The sequence below is a fragment of the Streptomyces sp. NPDC001728 genome (genome assembly GCF_040297565.1).
Taxonomy (GTDB): Bacteria; Actinomycetota; Actinomycetes; order Streptomycetales; family Streptomycetaceae; genus Streptomyces.
The window spans coordinates 448,274-472,650 of sequence record NZ_JBEOZK010000003.1 but is presented as its reverse complement, the minus strand read 5'-3'; the positions used below and the strand labels follow the sequence as shown (position 1 = coordinate 472,650).

General features: G+C 73.4%; 21 protein-coding genes and 2 pseudogenes. 13 read left to right on the top strand and 10 right to left on the bottom strand.

Features of this window, described 5'->3' with window-relative positions:
• Positions 1 to 4: 4 nt before the first annotated feature.
• Genes ABT154_RS07570 through ABT154_RS07560 form a run of 3 tightly spaced genes read left to right on the top strand, consistent with a single transcriptional unit; the run spans position 5 to position 4,148 of the window.
• The gene (locus ABT154_RS07570) at positions 5 to 2,122 is read left to right on the top strand and encodes a putative cobaltochelatase (protein WP_351854065.1); all 2,118 of its coding nucleotides are present in this window, start codon (positions 5 to 7) and stop codon (positions 2,120 to 2,122) included.
• Entirely contained in the window at positions 2,122 to 2,730 is a 609-nt protein-coding gene (gene cobO, locus ABT154_RS07565; RefSeq protein ID WP_056561183.1) for a cob(I)yrinic acid a,c-diamide adenosyltransferase, read from the top strand. Before ABT154_RS07570 ends, cobO begins: the two co-directional genes overlap by 1 nt.
• Positions 2,724 to 4,148 (top strand): cobyrinic acid a,c-diamide synthase CobB, encoded by a 1,425-nt coding sequence (locus tag ABT154_RS07560; protein WP_351854063.1) that lies wholly within the window; start codon positions 2,724 to 2,726, stop codon positions 4,146 to 4,148. Before cobO ends, ABT154_RS07560 begins: the two co-directional genes overlap by 7 nt.
• Before the next feature lie 2 nt (positions 4,149 to 4,150).
• On the opposite strand, the gene ABT154_RS07555 is transcribed toward ABT154_RS07560, so the two are convergent.
• On the bottom strand, positions 4,151 to 4,879 hold the full coding sequence (locus ABT154_RS07555) for a ZIP family metal transporter (RefSeq protein WP_351854060.1): 729 nt from the start codon (positions 4,877 to 4,879) through the stop codon (positions 4,151 to 4,153).
• A gap of 21 nt (positions 4,880 to 4,900) precedes the next feature.
• On the opposite strand from ABT154_RS07555, the gene cobC reads away from it, so the two are divergent.
• Complete coding sequence (gene cobC, locus ABT154_RS07550; RefSeq protein WP_351854058.1) at positions 4,901 to 6,547, top strand: Rv2231c family histidinol phosphate aminotransferase CobC; 1,647 nt, start codon at positions 4,901 to 4,903, stop codon at positions 6,545 to 6,547.
• Positions 6,548 to 6,706: 159 nt separating this feature from the next.
• On the opposite strand, the gene ABT154_RS07545 is transcribed toward cobC, so the two are convergent.
• Entirely contained in the window at positions 6,707 to 7,705 is a 999-nt protein-coding gene (locus ABT154_RS07545) for an SCO1860 family LAETG-anchored protein (protein ID WP_351854055.1), read from the bottom strand.
• A gap of 411 nt (positions 7,706 to 8,116) precedes the next feature.
• Here ABT154_RS07545 and ABT154_RS07540 point away from each other — a divergent pair, with 411 nt between their 5' ends.
• From ABT154_RS07540 to ABT154_RS07530, 3 genes are all read left to right on the top strand, one after another.
• The gene (locus tag ABT154_RS07540; protein WP_351854053.1) at positions 8,117 to 10,243 is read left to right on the top strand and encodes a penicillin acylase family protein; all 2,127 of its coding nucleotides are present in this window, start codon (positions 8,117 to 8,119) and stop codon (positions 10,241 to 10,243) included.
• Positions 10,240 to 10,803 (top strand): GNAT family N-acetyltransferase, encoded by a 564-nt coding sequence (locus ABT154_RS07535; protein ID WP_351854051.1) that lies wholly within the window; start codon positions 10,240 to 10,242, stop codon positions 10,801 to 10,803. Before ABT154_RS07540 ends, ABT154_RS07535 begins: the two co-directional genes overlap by 4 nt.
• Positions 10,804 to 11,301: 498 nt before the next feature.
• Complete coding sequence (locus ABT154_RS07530) at positions 11,302 to 12,096, top strand: SGNH/GDSL hydrolase family protein (protein WP_351854049.1); 795 nt, start codon at positions 11,302 to 11,304, stop codon at positions 12,094 to 12,096.
• Positions 12,097 to 12,331: 235 nt separating this feature from the next.
• On the opposite strand, the gene ABT154_RS07525 is transcribed toward ABT154_RS07530, so the two are convergent.
• From ABT154_RS07525 to ABT154_RS07515, 3 genes are all read right to left on the bottom strand, one after another.
• A complete protein-coding gene (locus ABT154_RS07525) occupies positions 12,332 to 13,429 on the bottom strand; it encodes a CLIPPER-2 domain-containing protein (RefSeq protein ID WP_351854046.1) in 1,098 nt (365 codons plus the stop codon).
• Complete coding sequence (locus ABT154_RS07520) at positions 13,426 to 14,403, bottom strand: CLIPPER-2 domain-containing protein (RefSeq protein ID WP_502969461.1); 978 nt, start codon at positions 14,401 to 14,403, stop codon at positions 13,426 to 13,428. The genes ABT154_RS07525 and ABT154_RS07520 overlap by 4 nt, the downstream gene beginning before the upstream one ends.
• Positions 14,404 to 14,546: 143 nt before the next feature.
• Positions 14,547 to 14,900, bottom strand: a complete 354-nt coding sequence (locus ABT154_RS07515; RefSeq protein WP_351854043.1) for a hypothetical protein — start codon at positions 14,898 to 14,900, stop codon at positions 14,547 to 14,549.
• A gap of 40 nt (positions 14,901 to 14,940) precedes the next feature.
• On the opposite strand from ABT154_RS07515, the pseudogene ABT154_RS07510 reads away from it, so the two are divergent.
• The 3 genes and pseudogenes from ABT154_RS07510 to ABT154_RS07500 all read left to right on the top strand — a co-directional run.
• Positions 14,941 to 15,402, top strand: a pseudogene (locus ABT154_RS07510) (glutaminase); the annotation flags it as partial.
• Between the two features lie 85 nt (positions 15,403 to 15,487).
• The gene (locus tag ABT154_RS07505) at positions 15,488 to 16,363 is read left to right on the top strand and encodes a glutaminase (protein WP_351854040.1); all 876 of its coding nucleotides are present in this window, start codon (positions 15,488 to 15,490) and stop codon (positions 16,361 to 16,363) included.
• A gap of 276 nt (positions 16,364 to 16,639) precedes the next feature.
• Positions 16,640 to 17,145: pseudogene (locus tag ABT154_RS07500) on the top strand (integrase core domain-containing protein).
• Between the two features lie 76 nt (positions 17,146 to 17,221).
• Here the strand turns inward: ABT154_RS07500 and ABT154_RS07495 are convergent.
• Entirely contained in the window at positions 17,222 to 18,307 is a 1,086-nt protein-coding gene (locus ABT154_RS07495) for an amidohydrolase family protein (RefSeq protein ID WP_351854037.1), read from the bottom strand.
• Positions 18,308 to 18,575: 268 nt separating this feature from the next.
• Here ABT154_RS07495 and ABT154_RS07490 point away from each other — a divergent pair, with 268 nt between their 5' ends.
• Positions 18,576 to 19,673: a pyridoxal-phosphate-dependent aminotransferase family protein gene (locus tag ABT154_RS07490; RefSeq protein ID WP_351854259.1), complete on the top strand. Its 1,098-nt coding sequence runs from the start codon at positions 18,576 to 18,578 to the stop codon at positions 19,671 to 19,673.
• Between the two features lie 65 nt (positions 19,674 to 19,738).
• On the opposite strand, the gene ABT154_RS07485 is transcribed toward ABT154_RS07490, so the two are convergent.
• Positions 19,739 to 20,809 carry an alkene reductase gene (locus ABT154_RS07485; RefSeq protein WP_351854034.1) on the bottom strand — a complete coding sequence of 357 codons (1,071 nt, stop codon included), beginning with the start codon at positions 20,807 to 20,809 and terminating at the stop codon, positions 19,739 to 19,741.
• Positions 20,810 to 20,924: 115 nt separating this feature from the next.
• Between ABT154_RS07485 and ABT154_RS07480 the strand changes: the two genes are divergently transcribed.
• The gene (locus ABT154_RS07480) at positions 20,925 to 21,458 is read left to right on the top strand and encodes a MarR family winged helix-turn-helix transcriptional regulator (protein ID WP_351854032.1); all 534 of its coding nucleotides are present in this window, start codon (positions 20,925 to 20,927) and stop codon (positions 21,456 to 21,458) included.
• A gap of 101 nt (positions 21,459 to 21,559) precedes the next feature.
• Here the strand turns inward: ABT154_RS07480 and ABT154_RS07475 are convergent, their stop codons facing one another.
• The 3 genes from ABT154_RS07475 to ABT154_RS07465 form a co-directional block, all read right to left on the bottom strand.
• On the bottom strand, positions 21,560 to 22,618 hold the full coding sequence (locus tag ABT154_RS07475) for an aminotransferase class V-fold PLP-dependent enzyme (RefSeq protein WP_351854029.1): 1,059 nt from the start codon (positions 22,616 to 22,618) through the stop codon (positions 21,560 to 21,562).
• Positions 22,619 to 22,741: 123 nt separating this feature from the next.
• Positions 22,742 to 23,449, bottom strand: coding sequence for a DsbA family oxidoreductase (locus ABT154_RS07470; RefSeq protein ID WP_332434360.1), 708 nt, complete (start codon positions 23,447 to 23,449; stop codon positions 22,742 to 22,744).
• Positions 23,450 to 23,513: 64 nt separating this feature from the next.
• Positions 23,514 to 23,990, bottom strand: a complete 477-nt coding sequence (locus ABT154_RS07465; protein WP_351854026.1) for a GNAT family N-acetyltransferase — start codon at positions 23,988 to 23,990, stop codon at positions 23,514 to 23,516.
• Positions 23,991 to 23,998: 8 nt separating this feature from the next.
• Between ABT154_RS07465 and ABT154_RS07460 the strand changes: the two genes are divergently transcribed.
• Positions 23,999 to 24,271, top strand: a complete 273-nt coding sequence (locus ABT154_RS07460; protein ID WP_351854023.1) for a hypothetical protein — start codon at positions 23,999 to 24,001, stop codon at positions 24,269 to 24,271.
• The last annotated feature ends 106 nt before the right edge of the window (positions 24,272 to 24,377 follow it).

Genomic DNA, 24,377 nt, shown 5'->3' with positions numbered 1-24,377 from the left:
CCCGATGAGCACCCGCTATCCGTTCACCGCCGTCGTCGGCATGGACGACCTGCGGCTGGCGCTGCTGCTGAACGCCGTCAGTCCCGCGGTGGGCGGTGTCCTCGTGCGCGGCGAGAAGGGCACCGCCAAGTCCACGGCCGTCCGCGCGCTCGCCGAACTGCTGCCCGTCGTTCCGGTGGTCGCGGGCTGCCGGTTCAGCTGTGACCCGGCCTCGCCCGACCCGGCGTGCCCGGACGGGCCGCACGACGACGCGCCCGGGGCCGAGCGGCCCGCGCGGATGGTCGAGCTGCCCGTCGGCGCCTCCGAGGACCGGCTCGTCGGCGCGCTCGACATCGAGAAGGCGCTCGCCGAGGGCGTGAAGGCTTTCGAGCCGGGGCTGCTCGCCGCCGCGCACCGGGGGATCCTCTACGTCGACGAGGTCAACCTGCTCTCGGACCACCTCATCGACCATCTCCTCGACGCCGCCGCCATGGGGGCCTCCCACGTCGAGCGCGAGGGTGTCTCCGTACGGCATGCCGCCCGCTTCCTGCTCGTCGGGACCATGAACCCCGAGGAGGGCGAGCTGCGACCGCAGCTGCTCGACCGGTTCGGGCTGACCGTCGAGGTCGCCGCGTCACGCGACCCGCAGCAGCGGGTCGAGGTCGTCCGGCGGCGGCTCGCCTTCGAGGACGACGCGACCGGCTTCGCCGCCCGCTGGGCCGGCGAGGAGACCGCGCTGCGCGAACGGATCGTCGCCGCCCGGCAGTTGCTGTCCCGGGTGACCCTCGGGGACGCTGCGCTGCTCCAGATCGCCGCGACCTGCGCCGCCTTCGAGGTGGACGGCATGCGCGCCGACATCGTCATGGCCCGGACGGCGACCGCACTCGCCGCCTGGGCGGGGCGGACCGAGGTGACCTCCGAGGACGTACGGCAGGCCGCCCTCCTCGCGCTCCCCCACCGCCGCCGCCGCAACCCCTTCGACGCGCCCGGCATCGACGAGGACAAGCTCGACGAGACCCTGGAGCAGTTCAAGGGCCAGGACCAGGAGCCGGACGAGGACCCCGAGCCCGACGGTCCCGGCGACGGCGGTCCCGACGGGGACGGCCCCGGGGACGGCGGCCCTGGTGGCGGTCCGGACGGCGGGGGTGTTCCGCCGCAGAGCGACGCGCCCGCCGCCGAGAACTCCGCCGAGAACGCCCCCGCGTCCGAGGGCTCCTCCGTGCCCGAGGACTCCCCCGCACCCGAGCCCGCTCCCCAGCACGCCGGGGCGGGTGCCGGTGCCGGTGAGCGCGCCGCCGTGAAGGCCGCCGAGCCCTTCCGTACGCGGATGCTCAGCGTGCCCGGTCTCGGCGAGGGCGCGGCCGGGCGCCGCTCCCGGGCCCGTACCGAACACGGCCGTACCACCGGCTCCGTACGCCCCCGGGGCGCGCTGACCAAGCTGCACCTGGCGGCGACCGTGCAGGCCGCCGCCCCGTACCAGCGGGCGCGCGGGCGCTCCGGTCCGGGACTGGTCCTGCGCCGGGACGACCTGCGGCAGGCGACACGGGAGGGACGGGAGGGGAACCTCGTGCTCTTCGCCGTGGACGCCTCCGGTTCGATGGCCGCGCGACAGCGGATGAGCGCCGTCAAGGGCGCCGTCCTCTCCCTGCTGCTCGACGCCTACCAGCGGCGCGACAAGGTCGGCCTGGTCACCTTCCGGGGCCGGGACGCCGAGGTGGCGCTGCCGCCGACCTCGTCCGTGGACGCCGCCGCCGCCCGCCTCGAACAGCTCCCGACCGGCGGCCGTACGCCGCTGTCGGCCGGCCTCCTCAAGGCCCACGACGTGCTGCGGATCGAGCGGCTGCGGGACCCCTCGCGCCGCCCGCTGCTGGTCGTCGTGACCGACGGACGCGCCACCGGCGGGCGGTCGGCCGGCGACCCGGTGGCGCTCGCCGCCCGCGCGGCCCGGCTGCACGCCGCCGAGGGCACCGCCTCCGTCGTCGTGGACTGTGAGACCGGCCCGGTGCGGCTCGGGCTCGCCCGGGAACTCGCCCGCGAACTCGGCGGCACCGCCGTCACCTTGGACGAGCTGCGCGCCGACTCGATCGCGGGACTCGTGAAGGACGTACAGGCAGCAGCACACGTGACCAGGAGGGCCGCTTAATGCCGCAGGGACAGCCGACCGTCGTACCCGACGACGGTCTCACCACCCGTCAGCGCCGCAACCGGGCCCTGGTGATGGTGCACACGGGCGTCGGCAAGGGGAAGTCGACCGCCGCGTTCGGCATGGCGCTGCGCGCCTGGAACCAGGGCTGGCCGATCGGGGTGTTCCAGTTCGTCAAGTCCGCCAAGTGGAAGGTCGGCGAGGAGAACGCCCTCAAGGCCCTCGGCGAGACCGGCAAGGGCGGCACGGTCACCTGGAACAAGATGGGCGAGGGCTGGTCCTGGATCCAGCGCGAGGTCGCCGAGGGCGAGCAGTCCCACGAGGACAAGGCCCGGGAGGGCTGGGAGCAGGTCAAGCGGGACCTCGCGGAGGAGAAGTACCGGTTCTACGTCCTCGACGAGTTCGCCTATCTGCTGCACTGGGGCTGGATCGACGTCAAGGAGGTCGTCGAGGTGCTGCGTGACCGCCCGGGGCAGCAGCACGTCGTCATCACCGGCCGCAACGCCCCGCAGGAGCTCGTCGACTTCGCGGATCTCGTCACCGACATGTCCAAGGTCAAGCACCCGATGGACGCCGGTCAGAAGGGCCAGCGGGGCATCGAGTGGTAGCACGTCTCGTCATCGCCGCGCCCTCCTCGGGCGCGGGCAAGACCACGGTCGCGACCGGTCTGATGGCCGCGTTCGCCGGCCGTGGTCTGGCCGTCTCCCCGCACAAGGTCGGCCCCGACTACATCGACCCCGGCTACCACGCCCTCGCGACCGGCCGTCCCGGCCGCAACCTCGACGCGTACATGTGCGGTACGGGGCTGGTCGCGCCGCTCTTCGCGCACGGCGCACGCGGCTGCGACCTGGCCGTGGTCGAGGGGGTGATGGGCCTGTACGACGGCGCCGCCGACCAGGGCGAACTGGCCTCCACCGCACAGGTGTCGAAACTCCTCAAGGCGCCGGTGGTGCTCGTCGTCGACGCGTCCTCGCAGTCGCGGTCGGTGGCGGCGCTGGTGCACGGGTTCGCGTCCTGGGACCCGGAGGTGCGGATCGGGGGTGTGATCCTCAACAAGGTCGCGACCGACCGGCACGAGCATCTGCTGCGGGAGGCGCTCGGGGAGTCGGGGGTGCCGGTGCTCGGTGTGCTGCGGCGGGCGCCGGCGGTGGCTACGCCTTCTCGGCATCTGGGGCTGGTGCCGGTTGCGGAGCGGCAGGCGGCGGCGGTGGCTGCGGTTGCCGCGCAGGCGGAGCAGGTGCGCCAGGGGTGTGACCTCGAGGCACTGCTCGCGCTTGCGCGCAGTGCGCCGGAGTTGCACGCGGAGGCATGGGATCCGGGGGTTGTCGGGCGACTGCACGCCGGTGGTCCCGTGGGGCCCACCCTCCCCCGGACTCCGTCCGGGGGGACCCCCGTCGCCCTGCGGGACGATCGCCCACCAAGGCTCGCCGTCGCCGGCGGTGCCGCGTTCACGTTCTCCTACGCCGAGCACACCGAGCTGCTGCGGGCCGCCGGGGCCGAGGTCGTCGTCTTTGATCCGTTGCGGGACGAAGCGCTGCCCGAGGGGACTTCCGGGCTTGTCATCGGGGGCGGGTTTCCCGAGGTGTACGGGGCCGAGCTGTCCGCCAACGAGCCCCTGCGGAAGGCTGTGGCGGCGCTCGCCGCGTCCGGGGCGCCGATCGCCGCCGAGTGCGCCGGGCTGCTCTACCTGGCGCGGTCGCTGGACGGCAAGCCCATGTGCGGCGTGCTCGACGCGGACGCGCGGATGTCCTCGCGCCTCACCCTCGGTTACCGGGACGCCGTCGCCGTGAACGACAGCGTGCTCGCGCCCGCCGGGGCGCGGATGCGGGGCCACGAGTTCCACCGGACCGTGATCGAGCCGGGGGCCGGGGCCCTCGCCGCCTGGGGGCTGCGGCAGCCGGAGCGGCGGATGGAGGGCTTCGTGCAGGGCGGGGTGCACGCCAGTTACGTGCACACCCATTGGGCGGGCTCCCCCGAGGTCGCCGCACGGTTCGTGGAGCGCTGCGCGGGCGGTCCGGTCGCGTGAGGTCAGCTGCCGGAGAGGCCCACCACCAGCCAGATGAAGCCCACGCCGGCCACCGTGCACAGCAGGGTGGAGCGGGCGGGGTGGTCGTGGTGGGCCTCCGGCAGGATCTCGGCGGCGGCCAGGTAGAGCAGGGCGCCCCCGAAGAATCCGAGATAGCCGCCGAGCAGTTCCTCCGGAAGGGTGAACAGCAGGGTGGACGCGGCCCCGACCAGCGGGGCGAGGGCGTCCGCGACGAGCATCCCGAGGGCCTTGCGGCGCTCGTTCCCGTAGAGGCTCGTGATCGTGTACGTGTTGAAGCCGTCCGCGAAGTCATGGGTGATGACGGCGAGGGCGACGGTGGCGCCCATGCCGCCGCCGACCTGGAAGGCCGCGCCGATCGCGATGCCGTCCATGAGGCTGTGGCCGACCATCGCGGCGGCGGCCGTCAGCCCGACCTGGGGGACCCGCTCGTCGGCGCCGACGCCGTGCCCCGCCCGGCGTACGGCGAGGAGGCGTTCCACCGCGTGGGCGAGGAGGAAGCCGCCGACGAAGAGCAGCAGTGCCTCGGGGACGCCGAAGACGTCGTTCCCCGCCGCCTCCAGGGACTCCGGCAGCAGGTCGAGTCCGACGACGCCGAGCATGAGTCCGCCGGCCAGGCCGAGGACGAGGTGGCGGCGGTCGGTGACGCGCTGCGCGACCCAGCCGCCGAAGAGCGTCATGAGGAACGCGCCGAGCGCGACGACTACAGCCATGGGCCTTTGGTATCGGATGGGGTGCCGTACGCGCACCTCGGCGTCGGGGCGCGGCCGGGGGTCCCCGCGGACGAGGTGCTGGCCCTGGTCGGGGCGGTGCTGCGGGCGGCCGGGCTGACGTCCGCGCACGTCCGCTCGCTCGCCACGCTCGACGCGCGGGCGGCAGAGCCGGGGGTCGTGGGGGCGGCGGCGGCGCTGGGTGTGCCGGTGCGGGGGTACGCGGCCGAGCGGCTGGCGGCCGTCCGCGTACCGCATCCGTCGGCGCTGCCGCTGGCCGCGACGGGCACCCCGTCGGTGGCGGAGGCGGCGGCGCTGCTCGCGGCGTGCGACGACGCGGGGCTCCGTGACGTGGGGGCGGACGGCGGAGGAAGGCCTTCCGCCGTCGGGGCGGGGCTTCCCGCGGAGGGGGCGGCGCGTCCGGGGGCCGGTGGCGTCCTGCTCGTACCCAAGCGGAAATCGCGGCGCGTAACGTGCGCTCTCGCCACTTTCGTCCCGGTTCGACCGAACGAAGATGCCCCAGACGTACGGTTGTTGCCCCGGGCGTACGGGTACATCGCTGGCGAGCCTGGCTCACCCCCCACCATCCCCACCCCCCACACGACGGCGGCCATGGACACCTACACGGACAGCGACACACACGACCTGCGGCACCACGGTGACGCCGAGGTCCAGGACGAGAAGCTCATCGATCTGGCGGTGAACGTCCGGACGAACACCCCGCCGGACTGGCTGCGCGAGCGCATCGCCGACTCCCTCACCGGGCTCGCGGCCTACCCCGACGGCCGGGCCGCGCGGGCGGCCGTCGCCGAGCGGCACGATCTGCCGCCGAACCGGGCGCTGCTCACGGCGGGCGCCGCGGAGGCGTTCGTGCTGCTCGCGCGGGCGCTGCCGGTGCGCAGACCCGTCGTGGTGCATCCGCAGTTCACCGAGCCGGAGGCGGCGCTGCGCGACGCCGGGCACGAGGTGGGCCGGGTGCTGCTGCGCGAGGAGGACGGGTTCCGGCTGGATCCGTCGGCGGTCCCCGAGGACGCGGACCTGGTGGTGATCGGGAACCCCACGAACCCGACCTCCGTGCTGCATCCCGCCGCCACGATCACCGCGCTCGCGCGCCCCGGCCGGATCCTGGTGGTCGACGAGGCCTTCATGGACGCGGTGCCGGGCGAGCGCGAGTCGCTGGCCGGGCGGACGGACGTGCCGGGGCTGGTGGTGCTGCGCAGCCTCACCAAGACGTGGGGGCTCGCCGGGCTGCGGATCGGGTACGTGCTGGCGGAGCCGGAGACGGTCGCCGCGCTCGAACGGACGCAGCCGCTGTGGCCGGTGTCGACGCCGGCGCTGGTGGCGGCGGAGGCCTGCATGTCGCGCGGGGCGCTGGCGGAGGCCGAGCACGCGGCGCACCGGATCGGTGTGGAGCGGGCCCATCTGCTGGCCGGCCTGGCGGAGTTCGACGAGGTGCGGACGGTGGCGGGGGCGGAGGGCCCCTTCGTGCTGCTGCGGACCGACGGGGCGGACGCGGTGCGCGAGCGGTTGCGGTCGCTGGGCTTCGCGGTCCGCCGGGGCGACACCTTCCCCGGTCTCGACCGGAACTGGCTGCGGCTGGCGGTCCGGGACCGGGTGACGACGAACCGCTTCCTCCAGGCACTCGACCAGGCACTGCTGATCGGCGGCTGACCGGGAGCGGGCGGCTGACAGGCCGCTGGTCCGCCCTGACCCGCGGCTGATCGGCCACCTCGGGAACGCGCGCGGGTCCGGAGAGGGCGGCGTCGTCACCGCCGCCCTCCCCGGACGCGTGTTCCCCCTCCGGCCCCCCGGCGCGTCCCCCTCGGGCCGTCAGCCTCGGGAGCGGGCGCGCGAGCGGGTCAGCGCGAGGGCGCCGCCGCCGGCGACGAGGAGGGCGAGCGCCCCGCCCGCGATGTACGAGGTGGCGGAGCTGCCGCCGGTCTCCGCGAGGTTCTCGGTGGGCGTGGTGCCGCCGTTGTCGGTCTTGATGCCGCCGGCGTCGCTCGGCTTGGCCGAGGGCTGCTGCGTGGGCTGCTCGGAGGGCCGGTCCGTGGGCTGCCCGGTCGGCTGCTCGGTGGGCCGCTCCGTGGGCCGCTCGGTCGGGGCCGCGCCCTCGGGCGTCTCGCAGGTCGCCTCGGCGAGGGTGACGGTGCCGTCGACCTTGGCCACGCCGAGATCCAGCGGGTTGACCTTCACCCTGAGTTCGAGGGCGGTCGCCGCCGCCGTACGGGAGGTGGTGGAGGTACGGGAGAGGTCCAGGGTGACCTGGCCGACGCCCGGCACGGTGACCTGGGTCCGGCCGCCCGCGGAGAGGGTGGTCTTCTTGCCGAAGACCGTCACGTGACCGAGGACGTTGGAGGTGGCGACGGGCTTCTTCCCCACCTCGCACAGCGCCTTGGAGGTGACCTTCTCGACCTCGATGAGGGAGAGCAGCGGGATTCCTGGGACGTGGACCTGCGCCTTGACGAGGTTCACGTACCCCTCGGCCTTCTCCTCGTCCACGGTGGCCTTCGAGGTGGCGACGTCGGCGGCGAGGATGTCGATCGGCTTCCCCTCCTCGGCACCCTGCACCTTCACGGTGAGCGCGGTCTCGCTCTCGGTCTCCGGCGCCTTGACCTCGTTGAGGGAGGCCCGCAGCGGCACCTGGACCGTCTTGCCGAGGAGGGAGATGTCGAGACCGGTCCGCAGGACGACGGCGGTGGCGCGCCCTTCGCCGCCCGTGGCCTGCGCCGCCGGCGCCGCGAGGAGGACGGGGCCGACGGTGAGTGCGGCGACGGTCGCGGCGGCGGCGGTACGGCGTACGGGCATGCGGAAGGTGTTGCTGTTCAAGATGGTGGAACCCCCACAGGAGACATGGCGTCGCCGTGCCGCTCACCACGGGGACGGTGGGTCGGCGCGGCCTCGGCGACTTGAGACACCGGAATCTTTACGCACGGAGAGTGAACCGGCAGTCGCCTGACGTGAGTTCACTCCAAAGGGGGGTTTCCGTGTTCATTTTCGATTTTTTTCGACACAACCGTTCCCGGGCGTCCCGCGTCTTTCGCACGCGCGGGTATTCAAAGGCACGCGCGAGAAGAGTGAGAACGATCCGCTCCACACCGAAGTAACGGATCGTCAATCTGGCACCGGCTCCGCGCCGACCCCGCCCCGCCGCGATCCCACCCCCGGACTCCCTGTAGATTCACTTAGGTCAGGCTAACCTAAGAATTCGCGAACGATACGGACGGGATCGGGGTCTCCGTGAGCATCGAGGTCTACCGGGACGCCTGGGGCGTCCCCCATCTGCGCGCCGCGGACCCGGACGAACTCGCCTTCGCCCAGGGCCGGGTCACCGCCCGCGACCGGGCCTGGCAGCTGGAGGTCGAGCGGCACCGGGCCCAGGGCACCACGGCCGCGTTCCTCGGCGCCGCCGAGCTGGACTGGGACGTGTTCGCCCGGCGGTCCAGGCTCGCCGACACCGCCCGCCGCTGCTACGAACGGCTCGCCCGCGAGGACGCCCCGACGGCCGCGTGGGTGCGCGCGTACGTGGACGGGGTCAACGACGGGCTCGCGGAAGGGGCGCGGCGCGCACCCGAGTTCGCCGCGACCGGCCTCGCGGCCGGGCGGTGGGAGCCCTGGACCCCGCTCGCCGTCTGGCTGTCCACGCACATCCTGTTCGCCGGCTTCCCCACCAAGCTGTGGCGCGAGGAGGTCGCCCGGCGGCTGGGTGAGGAGTGGACCGGGCTCTTCGCGACCGACGGGCCAGGCACCGCGGGCTCCAACGGCTGGGTGGTCGCCGGCGGGCGGACCGCGAGCGGGGCGGCGCTGGTCGCCGGGGACCCGCACCGGTTCATCGAGGCGCCCGGCGTCTACCAGCAGATCCGCCTCGCCTGCCCCGCGTACGACGTGGTGGGCCTCGCCGTGCCCGGCGTCCCCGGACTCGCGCACTTCGGCCACACCGGCCCGGTGGCCTGGGCGATCACCAACGCGATGGCGGACTACCAGGACCTTTACCGGGAGCGGCTGCGACGGCTCCCCGACGGCGGGGTGGAGGCGTACGGCCCCGAGGGCTGGCGCCGGGCCACCGCCCACACGGAGACGATCGAGGTCGCGGGCGGGGAGCCGGTCGTGATCGAGGTGGTGGAGACGGACCGGGGGCCGGTGATCATCGGCGGGACGGCGGACGAGGGCGACGTCGGGGGCGGTCTCGGGGACGGTTCCGCTGCGGCCTCGGCCGTCGGGCACTCCCCCGTCCCGGAGGCCGTCAGTCTGCGGTACCCGCCCCGCGTCACCTCCGCGCTCGGTTTCGGTGTGCTGCCCGCGCTGCTCCGCGCCCGGACCGTCGGGGACGTGGACGCAGCGCTCGACGGCTGGGTCGAGCCGGTGAACGTCGTCCAGGCCGCCGACACCCGGGGCGGTCTGCTGCACCGGGTGGCCGGCCACGTACCCGTACGGCACCGGTCCAACCCCCTTCGTCTCGTGCCCGCCTGGGACCCGGCGCACGCCTGGGAGGACGCCCCCGCGCCGCTGCCCCGCGCCGAGGTCGACGGCCACGCCGTGATGGCGAACGCCCGGGGGCTTGCCGCGCCCCTCGGCGTCGAGTTCGCGCCGCCGCACCGGGCGGACCGGATCGACGCGCTGCTCGGCGCCTCGGCCGACTGGACCCCCGAGTCGACGGCAGCCGTCCACACCGACACCGACAACCCCTCGGCGGCCCGTCTCCTCGCCGCCGTGGAGCGGGCGACGTCCCTCTCCCCCGCCGCCTCGGCCGTACGGGACCGGCTGCTCGCCTGGGACCGGCGGATGGACGCCGGGAGCACCGACGCCGGTCTCTACGCCGCCGTGCGCGGGGCGGTGGTACGCCGACTCGCCGCGCACGAGGCCTTCGCGGCGCTGCGCGAACCCGCCCCGTACCCCGCCCTGTTCCGCCCCTGGCTGGCGCTCGGCCCGCGCGTCGCCTTCGCCCTGGAGACGCTGCTCGCGGCCGGCCCCGTACCCGCCGCGGACCTCGGCCGGATCGTGCGCGAGGCGCTCGCCGAGGTCGCGGCGGGAGAGCCACCCGCCGCCTGGGGCGTGACGCACCGGCTCGCGCCCTGGCAGGCGCTGCCCGACCCCGACGACGCGTACCGGCCGGGGCTCGGCGGGGACCACGACTGTGTGCTCTCCACGTCCAGCGTGCCCGGCTGGACCGACCTCAGCGCCCGCGCCTCCGCCGCCCGCTACGTCTGGGACCTCGCCGACCGGGGGCGGAGCCGCTGGATCGTGCCGTTCGGCGCGTCCGGAGTCCCCGGCGACCCGCACCACCTCGACCAACTCCCCCTGTGGCTGCGGGGCGAGCTCGCCCCGGTCACCACCGACTGGCAGTACCTCACCAAGGAGCGGGGATGACCACCGCCGTCTACGTCCACCACGTCGAGGAACTCGGCACCGTCACGGTCCGGCCGGTCGAGCCCGACCTCGACGCGCCCCTGCTGCACCGCTGGGTCAACGAGGAGCGCTCCCGCTTCTGGGGCATGCTCGGGACCACCGTCGAGCAGGTCCGGGACGTCTACGCGCACCTCGACTCGCTCACCACCCACCACGGCTTCCTGGTGAGCCTGGACGACGAGCCCGTGGCCCTCTTCCAGACGTACGACCCCGGGGCCGACCGGGTCGGCGAGTGCTACGAGGTGCTGCCCGGGGACATCGGCGTGCATCTGCTGGTCGCCCCGGGCGCGGCCCCCCGGCCCGGGTACACCGGCGGCCTGCTCTCGGCGCTGATCGCCTTCTCGCTGCGGGACCACAGCCGGATCGTGGTCGATCCGGACGCCGCCAACGAGAAGGCGGTCGCCCGCATGCTGCGGGCCGGGTTCGAGGCGGGCCCGGAGGTCGTACTGCCGGAGGTGGACCTGCCGGAGGTCTTCATCCCGGAGAAGAGGGCACGGCTCGCGTTCCTGACCCGGCGCTGAGCCGGATCCGAGCCGCCGCTGCCCCGTTGCTGAGCCGCCGACGGGACCACAAGACCCCGGCCTCGTGGGCGACCAGGGCCTGTCCGGTCGATCACGTGCGGAGCCGGATGACGAGGGCCGCGGCAGTCGCGGTTCCGAGGAAGCTCCGTGCCGCTCCTCCCGGCCGGCGGCCGGAAGGATGCGGTCGGCGGGGAACCGTTGCGCGGAAGCGAGCTCGCGCGGGGTGAGCATGCTGAGCGCGCAGTCGTCGACGCTCGGGGCCACCGACGCCGAAGCGCCGTCGACGAGCCGCCTGTTGCAGCCACACCCGCCCGCGGGCCGACGCCGTTCGTCGCCCGTACGTGGCGCAATTAGGACGAGTCTACGCGCAGAGAATTACACATGCGCCCAAAGCGGACGACATCCGCGCCAGGGGCTACCCGCCGGTATCTCCGCCCTGCTAGAAGTGTCGCGTTCAATCAACTCACCCCCCACGCTCTGGATTTGAGGCTGAACGCCATGCTCTGGCGAAGAATCGCGCTGTCCGCATCAACCGCGCTCGCAGTGGCCTCCACGGCCCTCGGAATCGCCCAGCCGGCCAGCGCCGCCGGCCACCGCTACGTGGCCCTCGGCGACTCGTACTCCGCCGGCGTGGGCGCCGGCAGCTACCTCTCGGACAGCGGCGACTGCCGTCGCAGCACCAACTCGTACCCCTACCTGTGGACGGCTGCCAACTCCCCCTCCTCGTTCTCCTTCACCGCATGCTCCGGTGCGACCACCGGATCCGTCCGCAGCGGCCAGCTCGGCCCCCTGAACTCGACCACGACCCTCGTCAGCGTCACAGCGGGCGGCAACGACGTCGGGTTCGCGGACATCATGCAGACATGCGTGCTCAACAGCGAGGCCACCTGCGTCGCGGCCGTCAACACCGCCATCACGAAGATGAACGGCACGCTTCCCGGCGGCCTCTCCGCCCTCTACGGGGACATCCGCAGCCGCGCACCCCAGGCGCGCGTGGTGGTCCTCGGGTACCCCAGGTTCTACAAGCTGTCCGGAAGCTGCGTCGCCGGACTCAGCGAGACCGAGCGAGCGGCGATCAATCGGGGTTCCGACACCCTGAACGGTGTTCTGGCGAAGCAGGCGGCGAACGCGGGATTCACCTTCTCCAGTGTCGTCGACGAGTTCACCGGCCACGAGATCTGTTCCGCGGACTCCTGGCTGCACAGCCTGTCCGTTCCGGTCTACAACTCCTACCACCCCAAGGCCGCTGGACAGTCGGGCGGATACCTGCCCGCCTTCCGTTCGGCCGTCTGACCCCTGCCCGCGGCTGCTCCCGGCGAGGTACGGCGTGCTGGCCCGGACACTCGGGGACCGGGACGATCCGTGCCGCGCGACGTCGCCGAGGCGGACCGGACCGGCGGCGCCCTGCACGAAGGGACCGGACCGGCGGCGCCCTGCACGAAGGGACCGGACCGGCGGCGCCCTGCACGAAGGGACCGGACCGGCCGCTCTGCGGCTCGGTCCGGTCCCGTGTCACATCGAGGTCGGATCAGCGCGCGGTCTCCTTCCCGGGCCGCTTCGCGGTCTTGTCGCGGCCATCGCCATAGCCGTCCTCATGTTCGCCCGCTTCGCAGCCGGCGTCGCCGTAGCCGTAACCCTTGGGCGGGCAGGCGGCGGGGATGCGGAGCCGGACCGGGGGGCTCTCGACGGTGGCGCCGTCGGGATCGGTGCCGGTGGCCTTGGCCGTGTTGGTGACGTGGCCGGCGAGGGCGTCCTCCTCGGTGACCGTGTACGTGGCGCGGCAGGTGGCGTGGGCGCCGGGTGCCAGCGTCGTCGGCTCACAGACGACGTCCGCGGCACGGTCGTCGGTGACGGCGATGTGTTCGAGGGAGGTCGAGCCCTCGTTGACCACGTTGTACGTGTAGGTGATCCGGTCACCGGGCTTGACCGGTCCGGCCGTGTCGGCCTTCTTGGTCACGGTCAGCTTCGAGACGCCGACGACGTTCAGGGTGACCTCTGCGAACGGGCTGACGACAGTCTCGTCGCGCGGGTCGGTCGCGGTGGCCCGGGCCTGGTTGGTGAGGTGGCCGAGCGCGAGGTCGGCCTCGGTCACCCGGTAGGCGGCCCGACAGGTGGTGTGCTCGCCGGCGGCCAGGGTGGTGGCTTCACAGGTGACGTCGGGGGCGTGGTCGTCCTGGACGGCGAGGTGGTCCAGGGCCGTCCGGCCGGTGTTGGTCACGGTGTACGTGTAGCTGACAGTCTGTCCGACACGGACCGGGCCCGCCGTGTCGGCCTTCTTGGTGAAGCCGAGGGAGGAGGTGCCGACGACGGTGACGGTGGCCTCGGTCGGCGGGGACTCGATCGGCCGGCCGTCGGAGGTACCGGTGGCCTTGGCCGTGTTGGTGACGTGTCCGGTCTCGGCGTCGGCGGCGGTCACCGTGTAGGTGCCGCGGCACGTGGTGCTGTCGCCGGGGCTGCCAGCCGGGGCCAGGGTGGCGGAGTCGCAGGTGATGCCCGTGACGCGGTTGTCGGTGATGGCAAGGCCGGTGATCTCGGTGCCGCCCTCGTTGGTGACCACGTAGCTGTACGGCACGGTGTCGCCGATGTCGAAGGGTCCGGCGGCGCCGACGCTCTTGACGACGGTCATGCCGGGGGCGCCTCGATGGGCACCTTGACGGTGGAGTCGGGGGAGGTGACCGGGTCGCCGCCGGAGGTGCCGGTGGCGCGCGCGGTGTTGGTGACGTGACCCCGGGCCACGTCCGCCGCGGTGATCAGGTAGGTGCCGGTGCAGGTGATCGTCCGACCCGGTTCGAGGACGGTGACCGGGCAGTCGATGTCGCCGACCGTAGGATCGTGGACCGCGATGTCGTTGATCGGCGTGTTGCCGGCGTTGGTGACGACGAAGTCGTACGCGACGGGGGTGCCGACGACGAGTTCGCCCGGCCTCGGCTCGTGGACCTGCTTGACCAGGTTGAGTTCGGGCAGCGGCTGTTCGGTGCTGACCGAGACGTTGCGGATCAGGTGCACGTCGGTGAACAGGCCCGTCGACGCGGCGAAGCCGAACTTGTAGGTCGACGGCACCGGCTCGGGGGCCTGGGTCTGGAGGACCTGGCGCATGCCCTGGCCGTCGTTGAAGTCGACCGAGACGGTGAGAACCGGGGAGGGGGCCGGGGTGAGGTGCACGTTCACCCGGCGCCGCGAGGGTTCGAGCAGGGCCTCCGCCTGCTGCGGCGTCACATCGGCCGGCAGGGTGGTGAGCGGGCCCTGGAGGGAGCCGGGCAGAGTGGACGGCCACGGCGCGGTGGTCGTGAAGTTACTGGTCGTCGCGGTCAGGAAGCAGTATCCGACGGTGCCGTCACCGGGGCCGCGGACGGTGACCATGTTCCGGCCGGGCCCGGGGACGCGGAAGCTGGTGCCGGCGGGGGAGCGGGTCGGACAGCCGTTGCCCCGCTGCTCCCAGTCGCCGAAGTAGTTCCCGAGGACGTCGAGGCCGACGCCGAGGTAGCCGCGGTCGACGCCGGGCAGGAACTCGAGGTTGGGGTTGTCGTCGGGGAGCTTCTGGGCGTAGCCGAGGCTGCCACCGAAGGCTCCGGGGTGGTCGAGGGAGACATCGCCGTTCACCAGGAAGAAGGAGATGCCGTCGGCCGGGGTGTTGGGCGTGGTGCTGCCGTACTGCCACTGGTCGAAGGTGACGTCGAGGCCGTTGCCGGCCGGGAGCGCCTGGTCGAAGAGGACGGCGCCGCTCTTGTCGTTCCCGGCGTCGGTCAGCCGCAGATAGCCGTGGGGGGCGCCGTTCTGCGGGGCACCGGGCCGGTGCCGGGGGTAGGGCAGCCGGTGAGCGGATGGTTGCCGGAGCCGCCGGGGGCGGGGGCGGCGCCGGTGAGGCAGGCGACGCCGACGGCGGTGAACCGGGAGTCCGCGGTGGCCCCGGTGAAGGTCTCGTCGAGCAGCGGGGCACCCGCACGGGGGGTGGGGGCCACAGGGCGGTCGGCGAGGCCCGAGGCGTGAGCGAGGGAGCCGGCCAGTCCGCTGCCCAGCAGCCCGAGGATCGCCGCCGCCGCCACGACCCGGGGCGTCCGGGTACGCGGCCCCGGGGGTCCGTAGTTGCTTCTAGTCATGACATGACTATGGACACCGAGCGTAGCGATCTATCACATAATGCTACTGTTTAGGCCATATTTACTTCTTGCCGACGCCCGCGGCGGCTCCCCCTCCGGGAACAGCCAGAAGTGGGGGGTGCGCTGCTCCCGCATGACCCGCGGACCGGCGCACACCGACGCGCGTCCCCGGGCCGCTGCGGCGAGGATGGGAGTTCCCGCGCGCAAGGAGCACGGAGAGATGAGCGACGCAGCCTCCGACGCCGTCACCGAGGCGCTGGAGGAACTGCGGCAACGGCTCCAGGACCTGGACCGGGGCGCGGTCGCCGGCTACATCCCGCAACTGGCCCAGGCCGACCCCGACTGCTTCGGGCTCGCCCTGGTGAGCATGGACGGGCACCGCTACCGGGCCGGCCGCTGCGACACGGAGTTCCCGCTCCAGTCGGTGGCCAAGCCCTTCGTCCTGGCCCTGGCCCTGGCCCTGGCCGAGCTGGGCCCGGAGGCGATGGACCGCCGGGTCGCCACCGAGCCCAGCGGCGAGGCCTTCAACGCCATCAGCCTGGCCCCGGCGACCGGCCGCCCGGCCGCCCGGCCGCCCGGCCAATCCGATGATCAGCGCGGGCGCCATCGCGGTCACCGCCCTGGGCCCCGCCGCCGATCCGGCCCAGCGCTTCGCCCGCATCCTGGACTGCCTGGGCCGCTTCGCCGGATGCCCGCCGACGGTGGACGGGGCGGTCTACCGCTCGGAGGCGGAGACCGGCGACCGCAACCGGGCGCCGGCCTACCTGATACGTGGGACCGGCGCCCTGGCCGGCGACCCGGCCGAGGCGGTGGAGACCTCTTTCCGCCAGTGCGCGGTGCTGGCCACCGTGGAGGACCTCGCGGTCATGGCGGCCACTCCGGCCAACGGCGGGGTGAACCCGGTGACCGGCGCGCCGGTGGTGCCCGAGCCGGTGGTGGTCCGGGTGCTGGCACTGATGGCCACCTGCGGGATGTACGACGCGTCAGGCGACTGGATGGTACGGGTCGGGCTGCCGGCCAAGAGTGGGGTCTCCGACGGCCTGGTCGCGGCCGGACCGGCCCGCTTCGGCATCGCCGCGCACAGCCCGCCGCTGGACGCCGTCGGCAACCCGGTCCGAGGCGTGGCGGCGCTGCGCGAGCTCTCCGAGCGCTTCGGCCTGCACCTGATGCACAACCCCGCCACGGCCGCCGCCACTGTGGTCCCGCTGCGCAAGGACGAGCACGGCGCGGCGGTGCAGGGCGCGCTGGACTTCACCGCGGCCGAGCGGGTGCTGTTCGCCCTGTATGAGTGCGCCCCGGACACCCCCGGCGCGGTGCTGCTCGACCTGGACCGGGTGACCGCGGTGGACGCCGCGGCCGAGGCGATGCTCCGCCGGGCCCTCGCCCTGCTGTCCGAACAGGGCCACACGGTCACCGTCACCGGCCTCCCGCGCGCGAGCTGGAAGCAACGCCGTTCGGTTTGACGACGGGCTCAGACCGCCCAGACCGCGCCCACTGCGCGTCGGTCAACGGCACGCCCAGACCAGCGATCCGATGATCGGAAGGAAACGCCCTAGCTAGGGCCTGTCGTCAACCTCCCGTCGTCGCCCGTGGGGCAGGCGGGAGTTCGACTACAAGGCCCAGCTGTTCTGTCCACGGAGGTTGGTGACAGCAATCACGGCTGGGTGATCTTGAACGAGTGAGGGCCTTCCGGGTTCGGTGTGGATTGCGACATCTGCACGAACGACCAGAAGGCCCTCATGCCCCACCGCAATGCACCCCTGACCGAGACCGGACGTCTGCGTCTGGCCCTCTGCGTCGTAGAGGACGGCTGGCCGCTGCGGCGGGCCGCTGAACGCTTCCAGGTCTCGCCAACCACGGCCCAGCGGTGGTCGGCCCGCTACCGCGAGCGGGGCGAGGCCGGGATGACCGACCGCTCCTCCCGGCCCCACCACAGCCCGCTCCGGACACCGACGCGGACCGAGCGGCGGATCATCAAGATCCGCGTCCTGCGCCGCTGGGGCCCGCCCGCATCGCCTACCTGCGCACCCGCCCTTACCGGCCGCAGACGAACGGGAAGGTGGAGCGGTTCAACCGGACCCTGCTGGAGGAGTGGACCTACGCGAAGCTCTACCGAACCGAGGCCGAGCGACGGGACGCCTACCCGCAGTGGCCGCACACCTACAATCACCACCGCGGACACACCGCGCTCAAGGGCCGACCACCCGCCAGCCGCGTCCCCAACCTCACAGGGCAGTACACCTAGCCCCAATGCCGGTGACGCGATGTGCCTGTTCTTCGGGCAGGGATACGAAGAAGTCGCCAAGTCACCGGCATTGCACCTAGCCCAGCACCCGCCCGTTCACGACGACCCTGCGCGGCGCCGCCAGGACGCGGACGTCCGCGCGCGGGTCCTCGCCGTAGACGACGAGGTCGGCCGGGGCGCCCTCCTCCAGGGAAGGACGGCCCAGCCAGGCCCTGGCCCCCCACGCGGTGGCCGCGAGCGCGTCGACCGGCGGGATGCCCGCCCGGGTCAGTTCCTCGACCTCCTCGGCGACGAGTCCGTGGGCGAGGGAGCCGCCCGCGTCGGTGCCGACGAAGACGGGGATGCCCGCGTCGAAGGCGGCGCGGACGGTGTCGTAGCGCCGCTCGTGCAGCCTGCGCATGTGCGCCGACCAGCGGGGGAACTTCTCCTCGCCGCCGTCCGCGAGGTGCGGGAAGGTCGCGATGTTCACCAGGGTGGGGACGATGGCGACGCCCCGCTCGGCGAAGAGCGGGATGGTGTCCTCGGTGAGGCCGGTGGCGTGCTCGACGCAGTCGATGCCCGCCTCGACGAGGTCGCGGAGCGAGTCCTCCGCGAAGCAGTGCGCGGTGACGCGGGCGCCGAGCCGGTGCGCCTCCGCGATGGCCGCCTCGACCTCGGCGCGCGGCCAGCAGGCCGTGAGGTCGCCCGCCTCGCGGTCGATCCAGTCGCCGACGAGCTTGACCCAGCCGTCCCCGCGCCGGGCCTCGCGGCCGACGTACGCCACGAGGTCGACGGGCTCGATCTCATGGGCGTAGTTGCGGATGTAGCGGCGGGTCCGGGCGATGTGCCGGCCGGCGCGGATGATCTTCGGCAGGTCCTCGCGGTCGTCGATCCAGCGGGTGTCGGACGGCGAGCCCGCGTCGCGGATGAGCAGGGTGCCCGCGTCCCGGTCGGTGAGGGCCTGCTTCTCGCTGGTGGTCTCGTCTACGGGGCCGTGCCGGTCGAGGCCGACGTGGCAGTGGGCGTCGACGAGTCCGGGCAGCACCCAGCCCTCGACGGTGACCGCCTCGGCGGCGGGCCGGTCGAAGGTGATCCGCCCGTCGACGCACCACAGTTCGTCCCGTACGTCCTCGGGGCCGACGAGCACCCGCCCCTTCACGTGCAGCACCGTGTGATCGCTCATGTCTGCACTGTACGAGGGCGGGTGCCGGGCCGGGACCCCCGATCGGGGGCCACTCGTCGATGGCTGCCCCGTAGCGGGCGTCGAGGGCCGGGGGCCGGGCCCGTGCCCGGTCCGGCGCCCTGTTGGACAGCTGATGTCCCAGGACGGTTGCACGGGAACGAAGATCCCTCTTGTACAGGTGGGCCAAGGGCGCCCCGGGGGTGCCTCGGTACCCTGATCCGGAGTTCCGCCCGCACCGCACCGAGTCGAAGAAGGCACCGCCGTGACCGTGACACATCCGCTCCTGGACCTGGCCCCGCTGACCGCCGCGCATTTCGCGTCGATCGAGCGGCGGGTGGCCGCGCTGCTCTCCACGGAGCAGGACGTGGTGATCACCCAGGGCGAGGCGCTGCTTCCCCTGGAGGGCTGCATCCGCAGTGGGGCGCGGGCGGGTTCGACCGCGCTGAACGTGGTCACGGGACCGTACGGGCAGACCTTCGGCAACTGGCTGCGGGACTGCGGCGCGACCGTGGTCGACCTGGAGGTGCCCTTCCACACGGCGGTGACGGCCGCGCAGGTGGAGCAGGCGCTCGCCGCGCACCCCGAGATCGACTTCGTGTCGCTGGTGCACGCGGAGGCGGCGACCGGCAACACCAACCCGGTGGCGGAGATCGGCGAGGTCGTTCGGGCGCACGGCGCGCTGTTCTACCTGGACGCGGTGGCCTCGATCGGCGCGGAGCCGGTGCTGCCGGACGCGTGGGGCGTGGACATGTGCGTCATCGGCGCGCAGAAGGCGATGGGCGGGCCCGCCGGGGTGTCGGCGGTGTCGGTGAGCGCCCGCGCCTGGGAGCGGTTCGCCGCCAACCCGGCCGCCCCGCGCCGCTCGTACCTCTCCCTCCTGGACTGGAAGGAGCGCTGGATCGACGGTGGCCGCAAGGCGCTGCTGCACGCGCCCGCGCAGTTGGAGATGCTGGCCCTCGAAGCGTGTGTGGAGCGGATCGAGGCGGAGGGTCTGGACGCGCTGATGGCGCGGCACGCCTCGGCGGCGGCGGCGACCCGGGCGGGGGCGCTGGCGCTGGGCGGCGGTCTGGAGCCGTATGTGCACGAGGCGCGGGACGCGGCCCCGGTGGCGACGACGCTGCGCGCGCCGGCCGGGGTGGACGCCTCGGAGCTGGTCGCGAAGGCGCTCTCCGCCGATCCGTCGCTGCCGCTGATCGCGGGCGGCGGTGCGCTGGCCAAGGAGATGATCCGGGTCAATCACTACGGGGTGGACGCGACGCCGGGCGCCGTGCAGTCCTCGCTGGCGGCGCTGGGCGCGGTGCTCGGCGAGACGGGCCGGTCGGTGGACCTGGAGGGGGCGCGCCGGGCGGTCACCGAGGCCTGGTAGCGGTTCGTGCGGGGAGGGGCGCGGGTCCGGTCGTCCGAGCCCCCGCCCCTCCCCGTACCCGGGGACTACAGCGCCGGGTAGTCGATGTAGCCCTCGGCGCCGCCGGAGTACATGGTGGCGGGGTTCGGGCTGGTGTAGGGGCCGTCGGCGGCCAGGCGGGCGGGCAGGTCGGGGTTGGCGATGAAGAGCCTGCCGTAGGCGACGAGGTCGGTGATGCCGTCCTCGATCAGGGCCAGGGACTCGGCGCCGGTCGGGTCGGCGCCGGTGGACGGGTTGAGGATGAAGGTGCCGGCGAACCGCTTGCGCAGGTCGAGGACGAGCGGGCGGCGCTCGGGGCCGGTCTCCAGGACGTGGAGGTAGGCGATGCCGACGGGCTCGATCGCGGTGAGGAGCCGGGTGTAGATCTCCTCGGTGTCGGTCTCGCTGATGTCGTTGAGGGTGTTGGCAGGGGAGATGCGCAGTCCGGTGCGCTCGGGGCCGATCTCGGCGGCTACGGCCTTCACGACCTCGACGGCGAGGCGGATGCGGTTCTCGACGGGGCCGCCCCACTCGTCGGTGCGGTGGTTGGAGCCGGTGGCCAGGAACTGCTGGATGAGGTAGCCGTTGGCGCCGTGGATCTCGACGCCGTCGAAGCCGGCCTCGACGGCGTTGCGGGCGGCGGAGGCGAAGCCGGCGACGGCCTCGTGCACCTGGTCGGAGGTCAGCTCGCGCGGGGTGACGAAGTCCTTGGGGCCCTCGTGGGTGTAGACCTGGCCGACGGCGGCGACGGGCGAGGGGCCGACGGGGTGGAGGTCGCCGTCGAGGAGGTCGGGGTGGCCGATCCGTCCGGAGTGCATGAGCTGGGCGAAGATCCGGCCGCCGCGCTCGTGGACGGCGGTGGTGACCTCGCGCCAGGCGGCGATCTGCTCGCGGCTGTGGAGGCCGGGGGTGTTGGGGTAGCCCTGGCCCTCGGGGACGGGCTGGACGCCCTCGCTGATGATCAGCCCGGCGGAGGCGCGCTGGGCGTAGTACTCGGCGACGATCGCCGGAGGGGTGCCGTCCTCGCCGTTGGCCCGGCTGCGGGTCATGGGGGCCATCGCGATGCGGTTGGCGAGACGTGTTCCGGCGAGGTCGATGGGGTCGAATGCAGTGGTCACGGCTGTCCCTCACATGAATATGTGGTCGGCCAACTAATCGGGCCGTCGTCACTGTAACCCATTCATTGGCCGACCAAGGTAATCTTGTGGGCAAGAGCCGTCCCGAGGAGTCCGCATGTCAGGAACCGACCCCGTCTGTACCGAGTCGGTGCCGTCCGCCTGCCCGGAGAAAGCGCCGTCGGCCGCCCGCTTCGGGCCCGTCAGCATCGCCCTGGCGACGGTGGCCCGCATGCACCGGATCGCCGCCGGGCGGCGGCTCAAGGAGCTCGGCCTCTACCCGGGCCAGGAGATGATGATGATGCGGCTCTGGGACTGCGGGCCGGTCCGCCAGTCCGAGCTGATCCAGTCCCTGGGCCTCGACGCCTCGACGGTGACGAAGATGCTCCAGCGCCTCGAACAGTGCGGCCACGTCCGCCGCGGCCCCGACCCGGCCGACCGCCGCGCGGTCCTGGTCGAGGCGACGGACGAGGGACGGGCGCTGCGCTCCGGCGTCGAGGGCGTATGGAAGGACCTGGAGGCACTGTCCCTCGACGGGCTCGGCCCGGCCGACCGGACGGAACTGGCCCGGCTCCTCGGCCTGGTGGCGGACAACCTGCGCGAGGAGGCGGGCGAGGGGGCCGAGTGCCCGACCCCGCCGGACCGCTGCTGAGACGACGGTACGGGCCCGGATCCCGGCGCGCGGCGCCGAGCGGGCGCTCCGGGGGTACGCACGCTCCGGAGCGTACGTACCCCGCAGGGCCGGTACGGGGCTCAGCCCGCCAGGACGTCCAGGGCCCGGTCCACGTCCGCGGCCGTGTTGTACAGGTGGAACGAGGCCCGCAGGTTGCCCGCGCGGGCCGAGAGCAGGACGCCGGCCTCGCGCAGCGCGTCGGCGCGGTCCCCGATACCCGGGACGGCGACGACGGTCGAGTCGTCCATGACCGGCGTGTGGCCGAGGCCGAGGAGTCCGGAGCGGAAGCGGGCCGCGAGCCCCTTGTCGTGGGCCTCGATCCGCTCGACGCCGATCTCCTCCAGGAGGGCGAGCGAGCGGGCCGCCCCGTGGTACGAGAGGAAGGCCGCGGGCTCGTCGAAGCGGCGTGCGGAGCGGGCCAGTTCACGGACCGGGCCGTAGCTGTTCACCCACAGCTCCTCCCCGGTGACCCAGTTGGCGTGGATCGCGAGCAGCGAGTCCTGCGCCTCCTCGGTGACGGTGAGGAAGGACGCCCCGCGCGGGCAGAGCAGGTACTTGTAGCCGCCGGCGACCGTGTAGTCCCAGTCCCCCGCGCGCAGCGGCAGCCAGCCGGCCGACTGTGTGGCGTCGAGGAGGGTGCGGGCGCCGTGGGCGGACGCCGCGGCCCGTACCGCAGCCAGGTCGGCCGTACGGCCGTCCGCCGACTGCACGGCCGAGAAGGCGACGAGCGCGGTCTCCGGGCGGACGGACTCGGCGAGCTGTTCCAGGGGCACGAACCGGGTCTTGAGGTCGCCGCGGATCGTGAAGGGCGTGATGACGGAGGAGAAGTCGCCCTCGGGGAAGAGGATCTCGGACCCGGCGGGCATCGACTGGGCGATCATCCCGCAGTGCACGGCGACCGAGCTGCCGACGGCGACCCGCTCGTGCGGGACGCCCACCAGGCGGCCGAAGGCGGCGCGGGCCTCCTCGACGACCGCGAAGTCCCCTGCGCCGTCGGCGCGGCCGTCGGCGGTCTCCTCCGCGAGGAGGGTGACCGCGTCGACGGTCCGGCGGGGCAGCAGCCCGCACGTGGAGGTGTTCAGGTAGGTCTTCTTGGGCGCGAACTCGGCGCCGCCGAGCGGCTGGTCAAGGGAATCCATGTCCCCCACCCTGGGTTCCCCACGATCACCCGTCAATGGCGATTCGACCGTGGGGGGACCCAAGCCGCGCTTATCCGTGCAGGTCAGACTCTGTGCAGGTCAGACGCCGCGCAGGCCGTTCGGTCAGGCCTGCGGGACCTCGCAGGCGCCGTCCGGGCCGCAGACCGCCGCGTCCTCGCCGACGGGCTGGAGGACCCGGCCCTGCCAGGCCTGTTCGAGGGCCTGGGTGAAGACCTCGGCGGGCTGGCCGCCGGAGATGCCGTAGCGGCGGTCGAGGACGAAGAACGGCACGCCGTTGGCGCCGAGTTCGGCGGCCTCGCGCTCGTCCTCGCGGACGGCCTCGGCGTAGGCGGAGGGGTCGGCGAGGACGGCCCGGACCTCGGTCTCGTCGAGACCGGCCTCGACGCCGAGCGCCACCAGGGTCTCCGCGTCGAAGACGGAGCGCTCCTCGGCGAAGTTGGCGCGGTAGGCCAGGTCGAGCAGCTCGCTCTGGCGGCCGTGCGCCTTGGCGAGGTGGAGCAGCCGGTGGATGTCGAAGGTGTTGCCGTGGTCGCGGCCGTCGGTCAGGTAGCCGAGGCCCTCGGAGTGCGCGTTGGAGGCGACGTGCGCCTCCATGGCGCGGGCCTCGTCGAGGGTGCGGCCGTACTTCTTCGCCAGCATGTCCAGGACGGGGGCGCGGTCGCCCTTGGGGCTGTTCGGGTCGAGCTCGAAGGAGCGGTGCACGACCTCGACGTCGTCGCGGTGGGCGAAGGCCGCGAGCCCCTTCTCGAAGCGTGCCTTGCCGATGTAGCACCAGGGGCAGGCGATGTCGCTCCAGATCTCGACGCGCATGTGACTTCTCTCCGGGGTTCGGCGGTGGCGGTGTACTCCGGGGCAACGCCTCCGCCGGTCCGGATCATTCCGTTTCGGGCCCCAGTGTGAGCCGGAGCACGAGGTGGTCGCCGTCGCGGGGGTTCTCCGGGTCGGGGGTCCAGCCGTGGGCCGCGTAGAAGGCCTGGGCCCGTTCGTTCTTGTCGAAGACCTCCAGGCGGGCGGTGGCGACCCCGGCGGCGCGCCAGATCCCGACGCAGGCGGTGTGCAGCTCACCGCCGACGCCGGCGCGCCAGCGGGCGGGGAGGACGTGGAGCTGGGTGAGGTGCATGACCCCCTCGCGCTCCCCGTAGGCGGCGATGCCCGCGACCTCGCCGTCCCGTACCGCGCAGAGCACGGTCCCCCGGCCGACGGCGGCGGCCCAGCCGGCCCGGGAGCGGGCGACCTCCTCGGGACCGAGGAAGTCGGCGTCGGGGAGGTGGCCCCGGTAGTAGGTGGCGCGGGCCTCGGTGTGGAGGGCGACGACGGCGTCGAGGTCGTCGGCGGTGGCGAGTCGGATCATGCATGCTCATGACGCGGGAGAGCCGGGAACGGTTGCGGGGGGGCGTTTCAGAGGGGGCGGTTGCGGGATGCGCCTCAGGGGGGGGCGGCTTCTCGGAGGCGCGACTGCGTGATTGGCAGGTTCCCCGCAAGACGGTCTTCTGTGTCTTCACGGATCAGGGCAACATCGCCCGGGTCGTGATCGTCGACTTCATCGGCGGAGAAGAAGACGAGAACGAGGCATTCGCCCTGCCTCCAGATCAGATCACTCTCAAGGTCACCCTCTGGAAGCCGAGCGCCTGACCCTCGGGTTGGGCCAGTACCGCGACCGTCCCTGACGGTCGCGGCGCTACCTCCGTTGCCCTGTTCTCGTGGCTCCGCAACTCACTCCCGGAGCCGTGGCGGAGCA